The sequence below is a fragment of the Faecalicatena contorta genome (assembly GCF_022835095.1).
GTDB lineage: Bacteria > Bacillota > Clostridia > Lachnospirales > Lachnospiraceae > Faecalicatena > Faecalicatena contorta.
In genome coordinates this window covers 3314749-3329998 of record NZ_BQNQ01000001.1, presented here as the reverse complement: position 1 = coordinate 3329998, position 15250 = coordinate 3314749, and the positions used below count along the sequence as shown (strand labels likewise).

Below are 15250 nucleotides of genomic sequence, written 5' to 3'. Positions count from 1 at the left end.
TATATAGCCGCGAAGCGGCATCGCGGCGGCGCCAAAGTGTGCAGGCCCCCATGAGTGAGGGGGGAGTCGATGTGGGCTTGACCACTTTATTCTCCTGTGTTCATTTTATTCTTTTTTCTTCCCGGTATTTCATCTTGCTTTTATACATGTCGTCGTCTGCCTGTCGAAATATTCTGTCGATTTCATTTCCTATGATCGTATCAGAAGCATCCCAGCCAATTGAAAGAGAGAAGTTATACTCACAGGAACTGTCCGCGCTCTCGATTTCTTTCTCCAGCATAGAGACGTAATCAGGCAGTTCATGGAACGGTGCCTGAATGAAAGCAGCGAATTCATCGCCTCCGATCCGGAAGATTCTTCCGGAATCCTGGAAGACTTTTGCTATACAGCGGGCAGCTTCTTTTAGTATAATATCGCCTGCCTTGTGGCCGTAAGTATCATTGGTTACTTTTAGGTTGTTCAGGTCACAGACATAAAATACTCCGGGAAAAGGGGTTGTGCGGCTTCTGAGTTCATTCATGAACTCTTCAAATGCCAGTCTGCTGCCCACGTTTGTAAGGATATCTGTATAAGCCAGTTTTTTCAGTATTTTATGTTCGGTATAATTATTTAAAAAATTCAGCATAGCTTTTATGCTTACGTAAATCAGGATTGAGATAAATAGAATAAAGCCATAACGGTAGAACCGGCTGTTATCTGCCTGCGGGTTGATATAAAATTGTATCAGCGCCAGTACTGCGGAGAGGATCAGCAGAATCAGGGAAAGCAGCATAGGTTTTGCTAAATGGGACGAACTGCCTTTGAGCCTGTGCAGTAAAAATAGAAGCAGTACAATGCCGTTCAGCGCGATCAGGCTATGTGTAATCGGAAGCATACGTACCAGGCTGACATTTCCAAAAGAGTATAGAATACCCTGGACCACAGCATTTAAGATCAGAATACATTTCATACGAGCAAGAACTCTTCGGCTGTCCTGGCACAGTGTGCTGGTGATAGAAAGCATAGGCAGTGGCAGCACCATAAAACTGAAGAAAGAGAGGACACAGACGGCGACAGTATTCCCCCAAAACAACTGAGGAAGCTGGGAATCGGTAAATATCCATAAAGTCGAAATTAGTGTCAGAAGCGAAAGTTCACCAAATACGGAATAATTGTAATCCAGCTTTCTGTGCTTCTGCCAGAGAAAGGCAGAAAATAGGCACAGGCTGGCAAGAAGCATTACGAATAAACTGATGATTAGTTCGGCATGAGAATAAAGATATTGTATAATATAGGAGCTTGCCGTGCCTATCGAGATATCTTTAACTCCGACACTGAGAAACGTATGGGGCTGAGTAATCTCAACAGATAAGATCCGTCCGGAAAAGTCACGGTCAAGCGGAATCTGGCAGATGAAATGGCCCGACATATTGGCAGGCAGGTCTACGGTATCGTCAGAATAATCATAGATACAGGCGCCGTCAACAAAGACCTTTATGTAGTTGAAGTTATTCTCAATGAACAGGTAATCCTTGTCGGACAGCGGGGGCAGTTCCCTGTGGATTGTTACAGGGGCATCACTTTTCATACTCCAGGTATTAAGTTCAGGCAGAGCCGTTTTTCCGCCCGAAGCATCAAGGGTATACCAGCCTTCGGATAAACTGACAGGCGGATCTGGTATGAAACGGCTGTCCGGCATATGTTCTATATGAAAGATACTGTAGAACACATACAGAAAAACCAGTACAGCACAGAGAAGCAAAACTTTATATAAATAATTAATTTTAATGTTCGTTTTTTTATTCACAGGATATCCTTTCTTTTCAACGAAAGAGAGTACATTTATTATACTATACCATAAATAGCAATTCATAGAAAGTGCATAATGTGAGATGGAATGCTCCCGGCAGGCGTTTGGTAACAGATTAGACAGGTCTGCGCATTTGCTACCCAGACCGTAAGAAAATATAGTGGCTGCAGACATCCAGTCTTTGCTCCGCTTTGGCCCATGCTAAACGTGCGTAATGGCTCGCAGCCCCCTTCAGTGCAGATGAATTTCTAGGGAGTAGATGCTGTAACAGAAGAAAAGGGATGCCATATGTTGATATTCAACTATGGAATTCCTTTTTTTCTATATTTATTTGACGATACTGTGAAAAAAATGAAAATTAATTTCTGTAAACTCTTCGGTATCTCGGAATAGTTGCACAAAAAATATGAAAAATAATTAAAATAATTATCATAATAGTAAAAAAATGAAAGAATCACAAAAAAACGAAAGAATTCAAAAATAATATTGATTTACATTCAAATTAAGAGTTGCTATATTTTAATAGATAAAATTACAGGAGGTACATAAAGGATGAAAACAGATATGATTTTACTAAGTGAAAACATATTTACCGCAGGTTCACTGGGGATGGTTTCAGGAGGGGTAGCCATTGCAGATAATAAAATTCTTTGCATTGGCTCAAAAGAAGAAGTACTTGCACTGGCAGATGAGGATACGGATGTTAGAGATTTTGGCACCAAATTAATAACACCGGGGATATGCGATTCACATGTCCATTTGTTTGCAGGGGCTTATATGATGTCAGCTCCTTATGTTGGAGGGTATTCGAGCGCAGAAGAATGTGCAAAATCGCTGTACGAGTATTATCAGGCGCATGAAGACGAATATGAAGAAGGAGAATGGCTGAGTTCTTGTGGTTTTGTGATTGCGGAGTGGGATGACCCGAAGCCGCCGACAAAGGAAATTTTGGATCAATATTTTCCGGAACGTCCGGTATATATTTACGACAGCGATCTGCATGCTGCATGGGTAAATTCTAAAGCTCTGGAATTAGCCGGACTGGCGCCGGATACTCCGGATCCGCGGTTTGGTCGTTTTGAACGGGATGAGCAGGGGCATATCACGGGATATCTGGTTGAGGAAGCACAGAACCCGGTTGTGCGGCTTGCTTTTAATATTCCTTATGCGAAGGAACGCAAGCTGATGGAAGAAAAGAGTGATGACATTTGCAAGTATGGAGTCACTTCTTTAATTGATATGCGTGCACTGAATAACTACAATATGGGAAACCTGGACGTGATAAAAGACATGGCTGATGAGGGTGCGCTGAAGTTTCGGTATAATTATGCTACCTGCCTGACGGGTACGATTGAGGAAGCATTGGAGCACACCGGGAAATACGGCGATCCGGAGCAAATGATCTACTATTCAGGGGTCAAGGAATTTGTGGATGGAATTGTTGTTGCACATACAGGTTTGCTGCTGGATCCTTACACAGACGATGCGGACGCAGACTATAACTTCTGGGCAACAGATTTGGAATATGATGCGCAGCGCGTGAAGGAATATCATAAAAATGGTATCAACCTGCAGTTCCATGCAGTAGGGGATGGGGCAGTGCGCAAAACCATCGAGATGTATGAGGATGCCATTGCAGAAAATGGCGAGACGGCTTCCAGAATGTCCATTGAGCATCTGGATATGTCTTCACCCAAAGACTGGGCACGTATGTCAAAGGCAGGCATTATTTGTTCGGTACAGCCACAGCATCTGGCGCTCTTTCCAACGTATGAGGACGAGCAGTATGCAGATTGTGTGGGTCCCGTACGGACAAAGAGCCTCTGGGCATTTAAGAGTATGCTGGACAATGGGATTCATCTGGCTTTTGGAACTGATTTTCCGGTTGTTTCCTATGATCCCCGTATCAGCCTGCATAGGGCAGTAACACGTACATTCCCAGACGGGCAGCCTGCTTCTGGTTGGAATCCGGAACAGAAACTCACCCTGTGGGATGCATTATATGCATATACATGGGGCGGCGCATACAAAGCAGGGAAAGAAGCAGTGCTTGGAAGCCTGGAAAATGGAAAGCTTGCCGATATTGCTGTCTGGGATTGCAATCTCTTTGAGATTCCTGTGGATGACATTTTGAAGTGCAATGTGGAACTCACTGTTTGCGATGGACGTATTGTGTACGAGGTATAGTGCATGTCTTGTATGTGATGATAGAAAGGACGAGAACTGATTATGGAATTATTGATTTTTATTGCACCGCTTTTGCTGAATGTATTCGGCAATACGATCTATAATGTGGCAGGAAAGGGTACACCCGAAAAGGTAAATTCGTTTGCCAGCCTCTCCTTAAGCTACATGGTTGGTATGGTATTGTGTGTGATTTTATTCTTTGTAACCAATCCAGGGGGGAATATACTTGCAGCTGTTTCCAAAGCAAACTGGGCTTCTTATGTGCTGGGCCTGACGATTGTATTCATTGATCTGGCACTTATTTTGTTATACCGGGTCGGCTGGGATGTCAGCATCGGTTCCTTGATTGCAAATATCGGTGTATCACTGATGTCTGTAGTTGTGGGTGTTGCCTGCTTTGGTGAAGCAATGACTATGATTAAGGGCGGCGGTATCGTTGTTTGTATCCTGGGACTTTACGTGGTTAATTCCCCGGAGAAGAAGAACAAGACTGCTGTGTTGGAAGGTGAGGAAACAAAGAGCAATGCTGCAGGGAAAAAGAAGGGTCTGCTTATGTGGATGCCAGTTCTGCTGATGATTGTAGCAAATCTTGCTTATAGTATAACTGCAAAGGTAACTCCTTCTGATGTAGATACTTTTGCTTCCGTATCTCTGACATACTTGGTCTGCATTGTTTATGCGCTTTTAATGTTCTTTATCACAAGTAAAAATAAAAACTATTTTAAAGAGATTAAGAAAGCTAACTGGACGGCTCCGGTACTGGGCGCCTGCCTTGTATGCCTGGAAGTCTCAACGATTTTACTTTTCCGCGTAGGCTGGGATTTGAGCGTGGGACTGCTGCTGGCTTATGTATTACTGGCAATTGTACTGGTAATTCTTGGACGTGTTGCCTACAAGGAAAAACTGACTACAAAACGTCTGATAGGTATTGGAATAGCACTTGTCGGAGTTATACTCGTCAGTCTTGCATAAAAATGTGGGGACATCTTCGGGGAGAAGAGGCCGTCGGAAAATGCATGATTCAAACTATATATTACTGACTTCATAGTCCGCCTCAATTTATAGTTTGTTAATTTCATTTCCCGTCAGCCCCAAAGCCTCCGGGAATCTCTGAGAAAGTCAAGGGGAGGTGCTGAACGGCAGCCGAAAGGTGCTATTTGCAGCACTTCCTTTTCCGTACACATTTTAAGGGAGGAGAGATGTCACTGGCAATATTTATCGCATCTGGAATAGGAGGAGTAAAAAAACAATGATAAACGTGGAAGAACTCGGCGCCCGGATTATATTGGGCTTCGGAGAGGGAAAGCTGTTTATCACAGAGAGTACATTGTTTGGACTCGTGATTGCCGTGATACTGGCGGTGCTGGGGATCTGGCTCGGAAGCGGGCTGAAGACGGTACCGAAAGGAAAACAGGTGGTGGCGGAATTTATCGTGGGCTGGGTGTATAAGTTTACGGAGAACAACATGGGGAAGGAGAACAAGTCCTATGCGCCCTATGTAGGGAGCATCCTTGGGTTCGTATTCTGTGCGAGCTGCCTGGGGCTGTTTGGGATCCGTCCGATTACGGCGGACTTAAATGTGGCGTTTGCCCTGTCAGGGCTGACGTTCCTGATGATCCTGGCCAACTCACTGAGAGTGCACGGGGTAAAGGGGAAACTCAAAGAGATGTGCGACCCGTACCCGTTCATGTTCCCGCTGAAGATCCTGGAGGAGTGCACATTACCGATCTCCCTGGGGCTCCGGCTTTTCGGGAATATCCTGGGAGGGTTCATCGTAATCGAACTGTGGCTGCATCTGATGACGCACCTAAGCAACATGATTACGACGGTCCCGTTTCTGCGTGCGGTTACGGTACTGCCGCTGAATGCGATCTTTGACATAGCGGAACCGTTAATCCAAACGTACATATTTACCACGCTGACCGTGATAAACCTCGGTGCAGCAGTCAAAATAATGTCTGTGGGACACAGCGAGTAAAGGAAAAAGAAAGACAGTAAATCAGTACAGGACGGTGTATTTACAGGATTGTCTGTACGAAAATATCAAATATGCGAAAGCAGGCCCCACTGCGAAAGGCGGCTTATATGGGCTTGCAGCGTATCTGCTGATGGTTTTGAAAAGATTCAAAGAAAAAATAATAGGAATTGATTACAGGAGGAAATAGATATGGGAATGGTTGCACTGGGAATCGGGATGTGTATGGGATTAGCAGCACTGGGCATCGGCCTGGGGCAGGGGCTGGCACTGAGCAAGGGGCTGGAAGGCATGTCAAGGCAGCCGGAAGTAGCAGGCAAGATCCAGACAGGTATGATTGTAGGTATGGCAATTATGGAGACCATCGGTGTCCTGACCTTCGTTATCGCCATTATGCTGTCGGGAAAGGTATAAGAGAGAAGGGAGGCAGCCGGATTTGAAAGTACAATTATATCAGGATCTGCTTACAATCAACTGGAACCTGCTTTTTTCGCTGATCACCGTGGTTGTGTTAGTGTTAATCTTAAAAAAATTCTTTTTTGAGAAAGTACACCAGTTTATGGAGGCAAGGCAGCAGCAGGTGGTGAACACGCTGCAGGAAGCCCAGACGACGCGCGAAGAGGCACAGCAGAAGCTGGAAGAGTATGAGGCGCAGATGGCGTTTGCAGAGTCCGAGAAACGGGAGATCATAAAGAAGGCAATGCAGGAGGCCCAGGCCCAGGCAGGGGCGGTGCTTGAGACCGCAAGCAAAGAAGCGGGGCAGGTGCGGGAGCAGACGCGCCGTGAAATCGAGCGGGACAAGATGATTGCGAAGAAAGAGCTACAAAGAGAGATTGGAGACATGGCTGTCCTTGCAGCAGGGAAAATCATAGGAGAAGAACTGAACCCGAAAAGACAGGCAGAAGTAGTAGAAAAGATTATAGAAGAAGCTGAGGATTCATCATGGAAAGAATAACAGAACAGACTGAGGTAAAGAAACTGTGCGGGCAAATAGATACAGTGACTGAAGAACTGGCTGTGCTGAAAAGACTCCTTATGGAGGAAGAGAACTTTTTCCAGATGCTGACGCTGGGTGAAATCGGGAAGGAAACAAGGCTTGGGTGGATGCGGGACATATTTGGGAGCCATATCAGCGATGAGACGCTGGCGTTCTTCTGCATCCTGTTAGACCGCCAGGGCCTGTACCATTTCAGCCAGGTGCTGGCCGAAGGGCTGGAGCTTCTGGGAGAAGAAAGACAGGGGATCCGTGGGACGGTATATTCGGTGGTGCCGCTGGAGAAGGAAATGGTGAAGCGCCTGGAAGAGCAGACGGCGGAACTGATCGGCAAGCCGGTGACCCTGGTAAACATGATCGATGAAGGCCTCATCGGCGGGGTATTGATCTCCGCAGACGGGAAACTCATTGATGCTTCCCTGAAGAAGAGAATGGAAGATTTAAGCTTGAGGCTTCGAAGCAGGCCGGAAGGGGGGAGTTCTCTATGATGTGGAATACAGAGGAGATCAGCAGCCAGATCAAAAAGCAGATAGAAACCTATACAAGCCAGATGGAGATCACGGATTTTGGCACCGTGCAGGAAGTGGGGGACGGGGTAGCCCGTGTGACAGGCCTGCGCCACTGTGTGGCGGGGGAACTGCTGGAGTTTTCCGGCGGGATCTACGGGATGGCCATGAACCTGGAGGAAAAGAATGTAGGGGCGGTTATCATCGGAGCAGACCGGGGCATCAAGGAGGGGGACATTGTCCGCCCGACAGGCCGGGTAGCGGAAGTGCCTGTGGGGGAAGAGCTCCTTGGCCGTGTCGTGAACCCGCTGGGTGAGCCCATTGACGGGAAGGGCCCGGTAGAGACGGATAAGACGCGGCCCATCGAGAGCCCGGCGCCGGGGGTGCTGCAGAGGAAGTCAGTGCACCAGCCGCTGCAGACGGGCATCAAGGCGATTGACGCCATGATCCCCATCGGAAAGGGGCAGCGGGAACTGATCATCGGGGACCGCCAGACGGGAAAGACGGCCATCGCCATTGATACCATCATTAATCAGAAGGGCAAGGACGTGATCTGCATCTATGTGGCCATCGGCCAGAGAAAGTCGACCATCGCGCAGCTGGTGAAGACGCTGGAAGACCGGGATGCGATGCGCTATACCATCATCGTGTCGGCGACGGCCAGCGACGTGGCGCCGCTGCAGTACATAGCGCCCTATGCAGGGTGTGCGATGGGGGAGGAATTCATGTATGAAGGGAAAGATGTCCTGATCGTATATGACGACCTGTCCAAACACGCGGTGGCATACCGTGCCATGTCCCTGCTGCTGAGGCGTCCGCCAGGACGAGAGGCGTACCCGGGGGATGTCTTTTACCTGCACAGCCGTCTGCTGGAGCGCTCCGCGAAGCTCTCCGATGAGCTGGGCGGGGGTTCCATTACGGCGCTGCCGATCATCGAGACCCAGGCAGGGGACGTGTCGGCGTATATCCCGACCAACGTCATCTCCATCACGGACGGCCAGATCTTCCTGGAGTCGGAACTGTTCTTCTCGGGCCAGAGACCCGCGGTAAACGCCGGGATCTCGGTGTCACGGGTAGGGGGCAGCGCCCAGATCAAGGCCATGAAGAAGGTGGCGGGAACGATCAAGCTGATGCTGGCGCAGTACCGGGAGCTGAAAGGGTTCTCGCAGTTTGGGTCAGACATTGACAAGGATACCAAAGAGCGGCTGGAGAACGGCATGCTCCTGATGGAGATCCTGAAGCAGGGGCAGTACCAGCCGGTTGCGGTGGAACACCAGGTCATGATCATTTATGCGGCAGTAAAAGGGCATCTGGCGGGCATTGCGCCAAGCCAGGTGAAGCGGTTTGAAAAGGAACTGTACCAGTACATGGATACGAATTACCCCCATGTGGGGAAAGCCATTGCGGATACAGGGAAACTGGAAGCGGAGACAGAGGAACAGCTTTTGAAGGGCATAGAAGAATGCAGGAAGGCGGGTAGATTCGATGGCTGACCAGATGCAGGCGATTAAGCGCAGGATGAAAAGCGTCAGCAGCACGGAGAGGATCACCAATGCCATGAAACTGGTTTCCGCAGCGAAACTGAAGCAGGCAACGAACCGGTTCGACTATATCCGGAAACACCTGGAGGAGGAAAAGCGGCTTTACGGGCAGGTCCTGCGTACCGAGGAGGGGGTGCCGGAAGTGTACCTGGAACCAAGGGACGGGGAAACGCTGTACATCCTGCTCACCAGCAGCAAAGGGCTGTGCGGGAGCTACAATACCTCCATCACGAAGGCGGCGGGGCAGATCGCAGAGGAAGAAAAAGGCAGCTGCTGTTTCGCGGCCCTTGGGACAAAGGGAAAAGAGTTCTGCATCCGGGAAGGCCTGGAGATGCTGGAGACGGAGCGGGAGCAGATGGATGAGATGGGGTACGAGGAAGCGTACCGGCTCTCAGGGGAAGTGCTGGAGCTGTACCGGGAAGGCCGTTTTACAAGCATCCGGGTGCTGTATGCTTCCTACCTGAACTCGATTTCCCATGAGGTGAAGGCGGCCCCGGTGTTCCCGCTGGAGGCAGGGGGGCAGGCAGGGGACTGTGACCTGACCCTGATGGAATACGAACCGGCCGGGCGGGAGCTGTTTGACAGCCTGGCGCAGGAGTACCTGGCTTTGTACCTGTACAGTGCAATCGCGGAGGCGACCTTGTGCGAGCATTCGGCGCGCAGGATTGCGATGAAGAATGCCAGCGACAGTGCCAACGAGATGCTGACAGAATTATCTATTTACTATAACAGAGCGAGACAGGCGGCGATTACCAGTGAGATCATTGAGATCATCGCCGGCTCGGAGGCTCAGAAATTAAGAGGTGAGGCAATTGAATAAAGGAATCATTCAACAGATTATCGGACCGGTTATTGATATTAAGTTTGATGAGGAACAGATGCCGAATCTTCTTAATGCAATACATATCGAGCAAAACGGAAAGACCATTGTAGCAGAGGTGGAACAGCACATTGGTGCGGATCAGGCCCGGTGTATTGCCCTTTCATCCACGGATGGGATGTACCGGGGGATGGAAGCGACCGACACGGGGGAGCCGATCAAGGTCCCGGTCGGGAAAGAAGTATTAGGGCGCCTGTTCAATGTGCTGGGCGAGACGATTGACGAGAAGGGCGCCGTAGAGGCGGAGCGTTACGATGCGATCCACCGCCCGGCGCCGGACTATAAGGACCAGGACACGTCTTCTGTGATCTTTGAGACCGGGATCAAGGTCATTGACCTGCTGGCCCCTTACACAAAAGGGGGGAAGGTCGGCCTGTTCGGGGGAGCGGGGGTAGGAAAGACCGTGCTGATCCAGGAGCTGATCAACAACATCGCCAAGGAACACGGCGGGATCTCTGTGTTTGCAGGGGTAGGCGAGCGTACCAGGGAAGGGAACGACCTGTATTATGAGATGCAGGAATCCGGGGTTATCGATAAGACGGCCATGGTATTCGGGCAGATGAATGAGCCGCCGGGAGCCAGGATGCGCGTGGCGCTGACGGGGCTGACCATGGCGGAGCATTTCCGGGACAGGGAGCACCAGGACGTGCTGCTGTTCATTGACAACATTTTCCGTTTCACCCAGGCGGGGTCGGAAGTATCGGCGCTTTTGGGGCGCGTGCCCTCTGCGGTAGGCTACCAGCCCACCCTGGCAACGGAGATGGGGGCGCTGCAGGAGCGGATCACGTCCACGAGGGATGGTTCCATCACCTCGGTGCAGGCCGTGTACGTGCCGGCGGATGACCTGACAGACCCGGCGCCTGCAACGACCTTTGCGCATCTGGATGCGACCACGGTGCTCAGCCGTGCGATCACGGAGCTGGGGATTTACCCGGCGGTAGACCCGCTGGAGTCCACGTCCCGGATCATGGACCCGTTAATCCTGGGGGAGGAGCATTACCAGACCGCCCGGGGTGTGCAGGAGGTGCTGCAGAAATATAAGGACCTGCAGGACATCATCGCGATCCTGGGGATGGAGGAGCTGTCGGAGGAAGATAAGCTGACGGTAGCCCGTGCAAGGAAGCTGCAGCGGTTCCTGTCCCAGCCGTTCTATGTGGCGGAGCAGTTTACGGGGATGGCCGGGAAGTACGTGCCGCTGAAAGAAACCATCCGGGGCTTTAAAGAGATCCTGGAAGGCAGGCACGATGAGATTCCGGAATCCATGTTCCTGTTTGCAGGAGGGATTGACGACGTGACAGAGAAGTACGCCCAGGGGCAGACCGCATAAGGGAGGCCCGGAAGCGGACCGTGTGCAGAAGGAGGCTTAGGGCGGATGGCAGCAAAAAGTTTTTTATTAAAGATTGTAACTCCGCAGCAGTTATTCTATTCCGGGGAAGTGGAGATGGTCGTGGTAGAGCAAGCCTCGGGGCAGGAGGGCTACATGGCAGGGCACAGCCCGGCCCTGAAGCGCCTGGAAAAGGGAGAGGTAAAGATCCGGGAGGCAGAGGGGAAAGAGCCCCGCATTGTGCAGATCCCGGGGGGGCATATCCATGTGGGGAAGACCATGGCAGTCTATACCAGATATGCCAGCTGGAAGGCGGAGGAATAAAACATAAGACGCCCTGATATCATAAAAGGTATCAGGCGCGTCTTTTCACTATTGATTAGAGGGGAAACAGTTCGTTTAAAAGAACCTGAGCCTCAATACTTTTATTACGATTCATGCAGCGCCCGAAGGCGCGCGGAAAGGAGATTTATATGAGTTTTTTGATATTTATTTCACCACTTTTATTGGGAATTCTGGGCAATGTATTTTACAATGTAGTAGGAAAATCGACACCTGAGAAAATAAATCCTTTTGTTTCTCTTGCAGTTACCTACTGTATGGCACTTCTGGTTTGTATTGCCCTGTTCCTTATGACAAGCAGAGAAAAAAATCTGCTTGCTGCGGCCGCTGAAGCAAATTGGACGTCCTATTGTCTGGGAGTGTGTATTGTGTTTGCTGATCTTTCGCTCATTTTATTATTCAGAGCCGGCTGGGATATCAGCATTGGATCTTTGATAGCTAATATTGCCTGCTCAGTAATTGTTGTAATCATTGGTGTGTTTTTTTTTGGAGAAAGTATCACCGCGATGAAAATTACTGGTGTAATTGTCTGCGCGGTTGGACTTTATATCATAAATTCCCCTGAAAAGGCCGCAAGAAAAAAAATATAACCTAATGTCACATTTACAATGGAGGATAAAATATGAAAGATACAAAAAAAGTTACAAAATTAAATTATCTGGCTCCAGCAATCTTAATGGTTGCCTCTCGTGTTCCTTATATGATTATTCAGAAGGTTACACCAGAAACCATCGATCCTTATGTTTCTCTTTGTCTGTGCTATGGTGTGTGTCTTGTCGTTGTAATTGGAATGTTTTTTTTAACGAAAAAAGGGCAAAACTTTATGTTGGAATTGAAAAAAATCAACTGGACTGCACCTGCACTTGGCATATGCCTTGTATGTATGGACGTATCCGTACTGCTGATGTTCCGTATGGGGTGGAATCTCAGTGTTGGAAGTGTCTTATTATATGTATTACTGGCAATTGCCCTGGTGATTGTTGGAGCCGTTTTCTATAAAGAAAAAGTTACCCTTAAACGGTTGGTCGGCATAATTATGTGTATTGTCGGCGTTATTTTAATTTCAGAAATATAGGTCACAGGGCTCTTCTTTGTGGTGGTAATTCAAGCGGTATTCTCTGGGAGAAAGACCTGTGGCTTTTTTAAACACTGTGCTGAAATAGGAATAATTTTCATAACCCACGCTTGTCGAAACCTCGTAGACCATGAGATCAGTGGAGGATAACAATTGCTTTGCCTTATTGATGCGTAAAAGAGTAAGATAATTGACAAATGTTATCCCCACTACTTTTTTAAATATGAGACTCAGATAACTGGGTGATATATGTATGGATTTCGCTACAGAAGATAAGGAACAATCAAAATCCATGTAATGATTGTCCAGGTAATCCTTAGCCTGATTAAGTATCATCTGCTGCTGGTTTCTGCGGGATACGTCGAAGGATGCTTCTGAAAAAGCTGGTTTATCCGGCTTTGGCTCAAGGCTTTGTACCGGCGTGGATTTTTCATTGCCCGTCACAAACATGTCAATGTCCAACAGCGAGCAGATGCCGTCGCCGACGCAATTCCGCAATAAATTAAAATCAAAAAACCTCTCATCTACCAAAAGAACTTTCATATTCCCTCACCTCTCATTTTACATCAATTTCCTCGTAGTTAATTGTAGATATAATGTCTAACATTCTGCAAAATTGCTGGATCTCTTCCTCGGAAAAATTTTCTTGGATTCGTGCGATCGCTTCATTGTCCTGCCTGCGGTAGACTTTGTATTTCAGTACCGCTTCCTCATTGACAGTTAAGATGTTCTGTCTGCGGTCATCAGGATCCGGTACTTTCAGCACCAGCCCCTGACGGATCAATGCATTGATTTTTAGCGTAATGGCAGGTTTTGAGACCTGGAGTAAATTTGCAATTCTGGAAGCCGTACATTTTCCCTTCATTGAAAAAATAAGCTCCAGATAGAGCAGGCTGTTATAGGTAAGAGTCTCATCTACAAACTGCTTGTTCATCAGTCGCAGGTCACATAAAACTGTACTGTAATAAAATGCATCCAAAGCCGTTTTTAAATCCATTGGTTTACATCCCCCCGGGTGAAGTTTAATTTTCTCTTTTGTAATTGGTTAAGTTGTTTTAATTATTATAGCTTAACTAATTTGGCTTGTCAAGACAGTTTTTGGATAACATTGGGCTTGACAAATGAGAGTTGTATTGCTATTATTTTAACTGATATTAGGCAGATGCTTGATCCACGCTTGTTAGGGAAAAATTCTCTTGCAGGCGTTTTTTTTATTTTAAAACGTAAACGTCCAGAACAGAGAACAAACATATTAAGTGTAAGAAAACCCAGTAAAACAACGGGTTCAGGCGTTTTACAAACGTCTATATAATCAAAAGAAAAGGAGAAAAGCCATGGTAACAATCAGCAAATTTAGTTATGAAAACCCAAGATTCAATCATCTTCTTAAACGAAGAAGCAGCATTCCAGAAGAGGTGGAAACTACGGTCAGGGAAGTGCTGAAGGATGTAAAGACACGGGGCGACGAAGCTTTGTATGAGTATATGAAGAAATTTGACCATGTTGATATGAATGAAATCGGCTTATTCGTAACAGAGGAAGAATTTGCAGATGCAAGAGAAAAAGTATCAGAAGAATTTAAAGAGTCTGTAAAAAGAGCCTGTGACAATTTAATGAGATTTCATAAAAAGCAATTACCTGTGAGCTTTTCAGAAACCTACCAGGATGGCGCTGTACTCGAACGAAGATATACTCCGATTAACAGTCTGGCTATCAATGTTCCCGGAAATATGGCGCCGCTCGTCTCTACACTATATATGAACGTGATTCCCGCCATCGTGGCCGGAGTTCCGAACATATACATACTGACAAAACCAAGAATAGACGGAACGATTGATGAACATTTACTTTATGTAGCTGACTATCTAAATATTAGAAACTATTATAAAATTTCCGGTTCCCAGGGCTTAGCAGCTGTCGCATATGGTACGGAAACTGTCAGGAAAGTCGATGCAATAACGGGTCCTGGGAATAACTTTACCCAAATGGCAAAGAAGCTTTTGTTTGGCGAAGTGAAAATTGATTCTATCGCCGGGCCTTCTGAAATTGCAATTATCGCTGACAGAAATGCGAACCCTGTTTTTATTGCTGCTGATATGATGTCTCAGGCAGAGCACGGAACGGGATTTGAGGCAAGTACTGCTTTCTGTTTATCGGAAGAGCAGGCACAAAAAATTAAAGCTGAAATCAACCGTCTGTGCAAAGAACATGGTCTTGTAAAAGCAACTCAAAAAACATTTGAAAATTATGGAGACATTTTTATCGTTGATTCTATCGAAGAAGCTGTGGATGCCGTCAATGAAATTGCCCCGGAACATGCGGAACTGTTGTTAGATGATTATCAGGATGCACTGACAAAATTAACGAATGCCGGCGCAGTATTTGTTGGTGAGTACAGTACCGAACCCGTTGGCGATTATTTCTGCGGAACAAATCATATTCTTCCAACATGCGGGACTGCAAAATTTTCTTCTGGCATGTCAGTATTGGAATTTATGAGAGGATATAGTGTCATTCATTATCCGGAAGCTGCATTAAAGCAGAATGCGGATCATATCATTCAGCTCGCAGAGTCCGAGGGGATGAAGGCACATGCCCTGGCAGTTAAAATCAGAAAATAGAATCGAAAGTATTGGT

The 15250-nt window shown here is 47.5% G+C and carries 17 protein-coding genes; 14 read left to right on the top strand and 3 right to left on the bottom strand.

Features of this window, described 5'->3' with window-relative positions; genetic code table 11:
- Positions 1 to 100: 100 nt before the first annotated feature.
- The gene (locus MWG26_RS15010) at positions 101 to 1786 is read right to left on the bottom strand and encodes a GGDEF domain-containing protein (RefSeq protein ID WP_162149281.1); all 1686 of its coding nucleotides are present in this window, start codon (positions 1784 to 1786) and stop codon (positions 101 to 103) included.
- Between the two features lie 555 nt (positions 1787 to 2341).
- Between MWG26_RS15010 and MWG26_RS15005 the strand changes: the two genes are divergently transcribed.
- The 13 genes from MWG26_RS15005 (at position 2342) to MWG26_RS14945 (ending at position 12613) form a co-directional block, all read left to right on the top strand.
- Positions 2342 to 3976, top strand: coding sequence for an amidohydrolase (locus MWG26_RS15005; protein WP_025656847.1), 1635 nt, complete (start codon positions 2342 to 2344; stop codon positions 3974 to 3976).
- 42 nt (positions 3977 to 4018) lie between these two features.
- The gene (locus MWG26_RS15000; RefSeq protein ID WP_049915801.1) at positions 4019 to 4948 is read left to right on the top strand and encodes an EamA family transporter; all 930 of its coding nucleotides are present in this window, start codon (positions 4019 to 4021) and stop codon (positions 4946 to 4948) included.
- 277 nt (positions 4949 to 5225) lie between these two features.
- Positions 5226 to 5954 (top strand): F0F1 ATP synthase subunit A, encoded by a 729-nt coding sequence (locus MWG26_RS14995; RefSeq protein WP_025657886.1) that lies wholly within the window; start codon positions 5226 to 5228, stop codon positions 5952 to 5954.
- Between the two features lie 34 nt (positions 5955 to 5988).
- A complete protein-coding gene (locus MWG26_RS14990) occupies positions 5989 to 6141 on the top strand; it encodes a hypothetical protein (RefSeq protein WP_244062715.1) in 153 nt (50 codons plus the stop codon).
- Between the two features lie 2 nt (positions 6142 to 6143).
- A complete protein-coding gene (gene atpE, locus MWG26_RS14985; RefSeq protein WP_025657872.1) occupies positions 6144 to 6365 on the top strand; it encodes an ATP synthase F0 subunit C in 222 nt (73 codons plus the stop codon).
- A 22-nt stretch (positions 6366 to 6387) separates the two neighbouring features.
- Positions 6388 to 6906 (top strand): F0F1 ATP synthase subunit B, encoded by a 519-nt coding sequence (atpF, locus tag MWG26_RS14980; protein ID WP_025657871.1) that lies wholly within the window; start codon positions 6388 to 6390, stop codon positions 6904 to 6906.
- Positions 6894 to 7433, top strand: a complete 540-nt coding sequence (atpH, locus tag MWG26_RS14975) for an ATP synthase F1 subunit delta (protein ID WP_117440579.1) — start codon at positions 6894 to 6896, stop codon at positions 7431 to 7433. The genes atpF and atpH overlap by 13 nt, the downstream gene beginning before the upstream one ends.
- On the top strand, positions 7430 to 8944 hold the full coding sequence (gene atpA, locus MWG26_RS14970) for a F0F1 ATP synthase subunit alpha (protein WP_025657869.1): 1515 nt from the start codon (positions 7430 to 7432) through the stop codon (positions 8942 to 8944). The genes atpH and atpA overlap by 4 nt, the downstream gene beginning before the upstream one ends.
- A complete protein-coding gene (atpG, locus tag MWG26_RS14965) occupies positions 8937 to 9812 on the top strand; it encodes an ATP synthase F1 subunit gamma (RefSeq protein ID WP_025657868.1) in 876 nt (291 codons plus the stop codon). Before atpA ends, atpG begins: the two co-directional genes overlap by 8 nt.
- Positions 9805 to 11199 (top strand): F0F1 ATP synthase subunit beta, encoded by a 1395-nt coding sequence (gene atpD, locus MWG26_RS14960; RefSeq protein ID WP_275891930.1) that lies wholly within the window; start codon positions 9805 to 9807, stop codon positions 11197 to 11199. The genes atpG and atpD overlap by 8 nt, the downstream gene beginning before the upstream one ends.
- 45 nt (positions 11200 to 11244) lie before the next feature.
- On the top strand, positions 11245 to 11520 hold the full coding sequence (locus MWG26_RS14955) for a F0F1 ATP synthase subunit delta (RefSeq protein ID WP_240285797.1): 276 nt from the start codon (positions 11245 to 11247) through the stop codon (positions 11518 to 11520).
- A 149-nt stretch (positions 11521 to 11669) separates the two neighbouring features.
- Positions 11670 to 12128, top strand: coding sequence for an EamA family transporter (locus MWG26_RS14950; protein ID WP_025656848.1), 459 nt, complete (start codon positions 11670 to 11672; stop codon positions 12126 to 12128).
- A gap of 32 nt (positions 12129 to 12160) precedes the next feature.
- A complete protein-coding gene (locus tag MWG26_RS14945; RefSeq protein ID WP_025656849.1) occupies positions 12161 to 12613 on the top strand; it encodes an EamA family transporter in 453 nt (150 codons plus the stop codon).
- On the opposite strand, the gene MWG26_RS14940 is transcribed toward MWG26_RS14945, so the two are convergent.
- Entirely contained in the window at positions 12602 to 13156 is a 555-nt protein-coding gene (locus MWG26_RS14940) for a helix-turn-helix domain-containing protein (RefSeq protein WP_025656850.1), read from the bottom strand. The genes MWG26_RS14945 and MWG26_RS14940 overlap by 12 nt on opposite strands.
- A gap of 13 nt (positions 13157 to 13169) precedes the next feature.
- Positions 13170 to 13610 (bottom strand): MarR family winged helix-turn-helix transcriptional regulator, encoded by a 441-nt coding sequence (locus tag MWG26_RS14935; RefSeq protein ID WP_025656851.1) that lies wholly within the window; start codon positions 13608 to 13610, stop codon positions 13170 to 13172.
- A 337-nt stretch (positions 13611 to 13947) separates the two neighbouring features.
- Here MWG26_RS14935 and hisD point away from each other — a divergent pair, with 337 nt between their 5' ends.
- Entirely contained in the window at positions 13948 to 15234 is a 1287-nt protein-coding gene (gene hisD, locus MWG26_RS14930; protein ID WP_025656852.1) for a histidinol dehydrogenase, read from the top strand.
- Positions 15235 to 15250: the final 16 nt, after the last annotated feature.

Coding starts and splice junctions, on each gene's coding strand:
- MWG26_RS15005 (WP_025656847.1), top strand. CDS start 2,342: ATGAAAACAGATATGATTTTACTAAGTGAAAACATATTTACCGCAGGT.
- MWG26_RS15000 (WP_049915801.1), top strand. CDS start 4,019: ATGGAATTATTGATTTTTATTGCACCGCTTTTGCTGAATGTATTCGGC.
- MWG26_RS14995 (WP_025657886.1), top strand. CDS start 5,226: ATGATAAACGTGGAAGAACTCGGCGCCCGGATTATATTGGGCTTCGGA.
- atpE (WP_025657872.1), top strand. CDS start 6,144: ATGGGAATGGTTGCACTGGGAATCGGGATGTGTATGGGATTAGCAGCA.
- atpH (WP_117440579.1), top strand. CDS start 6,894: ATGGAAAGAATAACAGAACAGACTGAGGTAAAGAAACTGTGCGGGCAA.
- atpA (WP_025657869.1), top strand. CDS start 7,430: ATGATGTGGAATACAGAGGAGATCAGCAGCCAGATCAAAAAGCAGATA.
- atpG (WP_025657868.1), top strand. CDS start 8,937: ATGGCTGACCAGATGCAGGCGATTAAGCGCAGGATGAAAAGCGTCAGC.
- MWG26_RS14955 (WP_240285797.1), top strand. CDS start 11,245: ATGGCAGCAAAAAGTTTTTTATTAAAGATTGTAACTCCGCAGCAGTTA.
- MWG26_RS14950 (WP_025656848.1), top strand. CDS start 11,670: ATGAGTTTTTTGATATTTATTTCACCACTTTTATTGGGAATTCTGGGC.
- MWG26_RS14945 (WP_025656849.1), top strand. CDS start 12,161: ATGAAAGATACAAAAAAAGTTACAAAATTAAATTATCTGGCTCCAGCA.
- MWG26_RS14940 (WP_025656850.1), bottom strand. CDS start 13,156: ATGAAAGTTCTTTTGGTAGATGAGAGGTTTTTTGATTTTAATTTATTG.
- MWG26_RS14935 (WP_025656851.1), bottom strand. CDS start 13,610: ATGGATTTAAAAACGGCTTTGGATGCATTTTATTACAGTACAGTTTTA.
- hisD (WP_025656852.1), top strand. CDS start 13,948: ATGGTAACAATCAGCAAATTTAGTTATGAAAACCCAAGATTCAATCAT.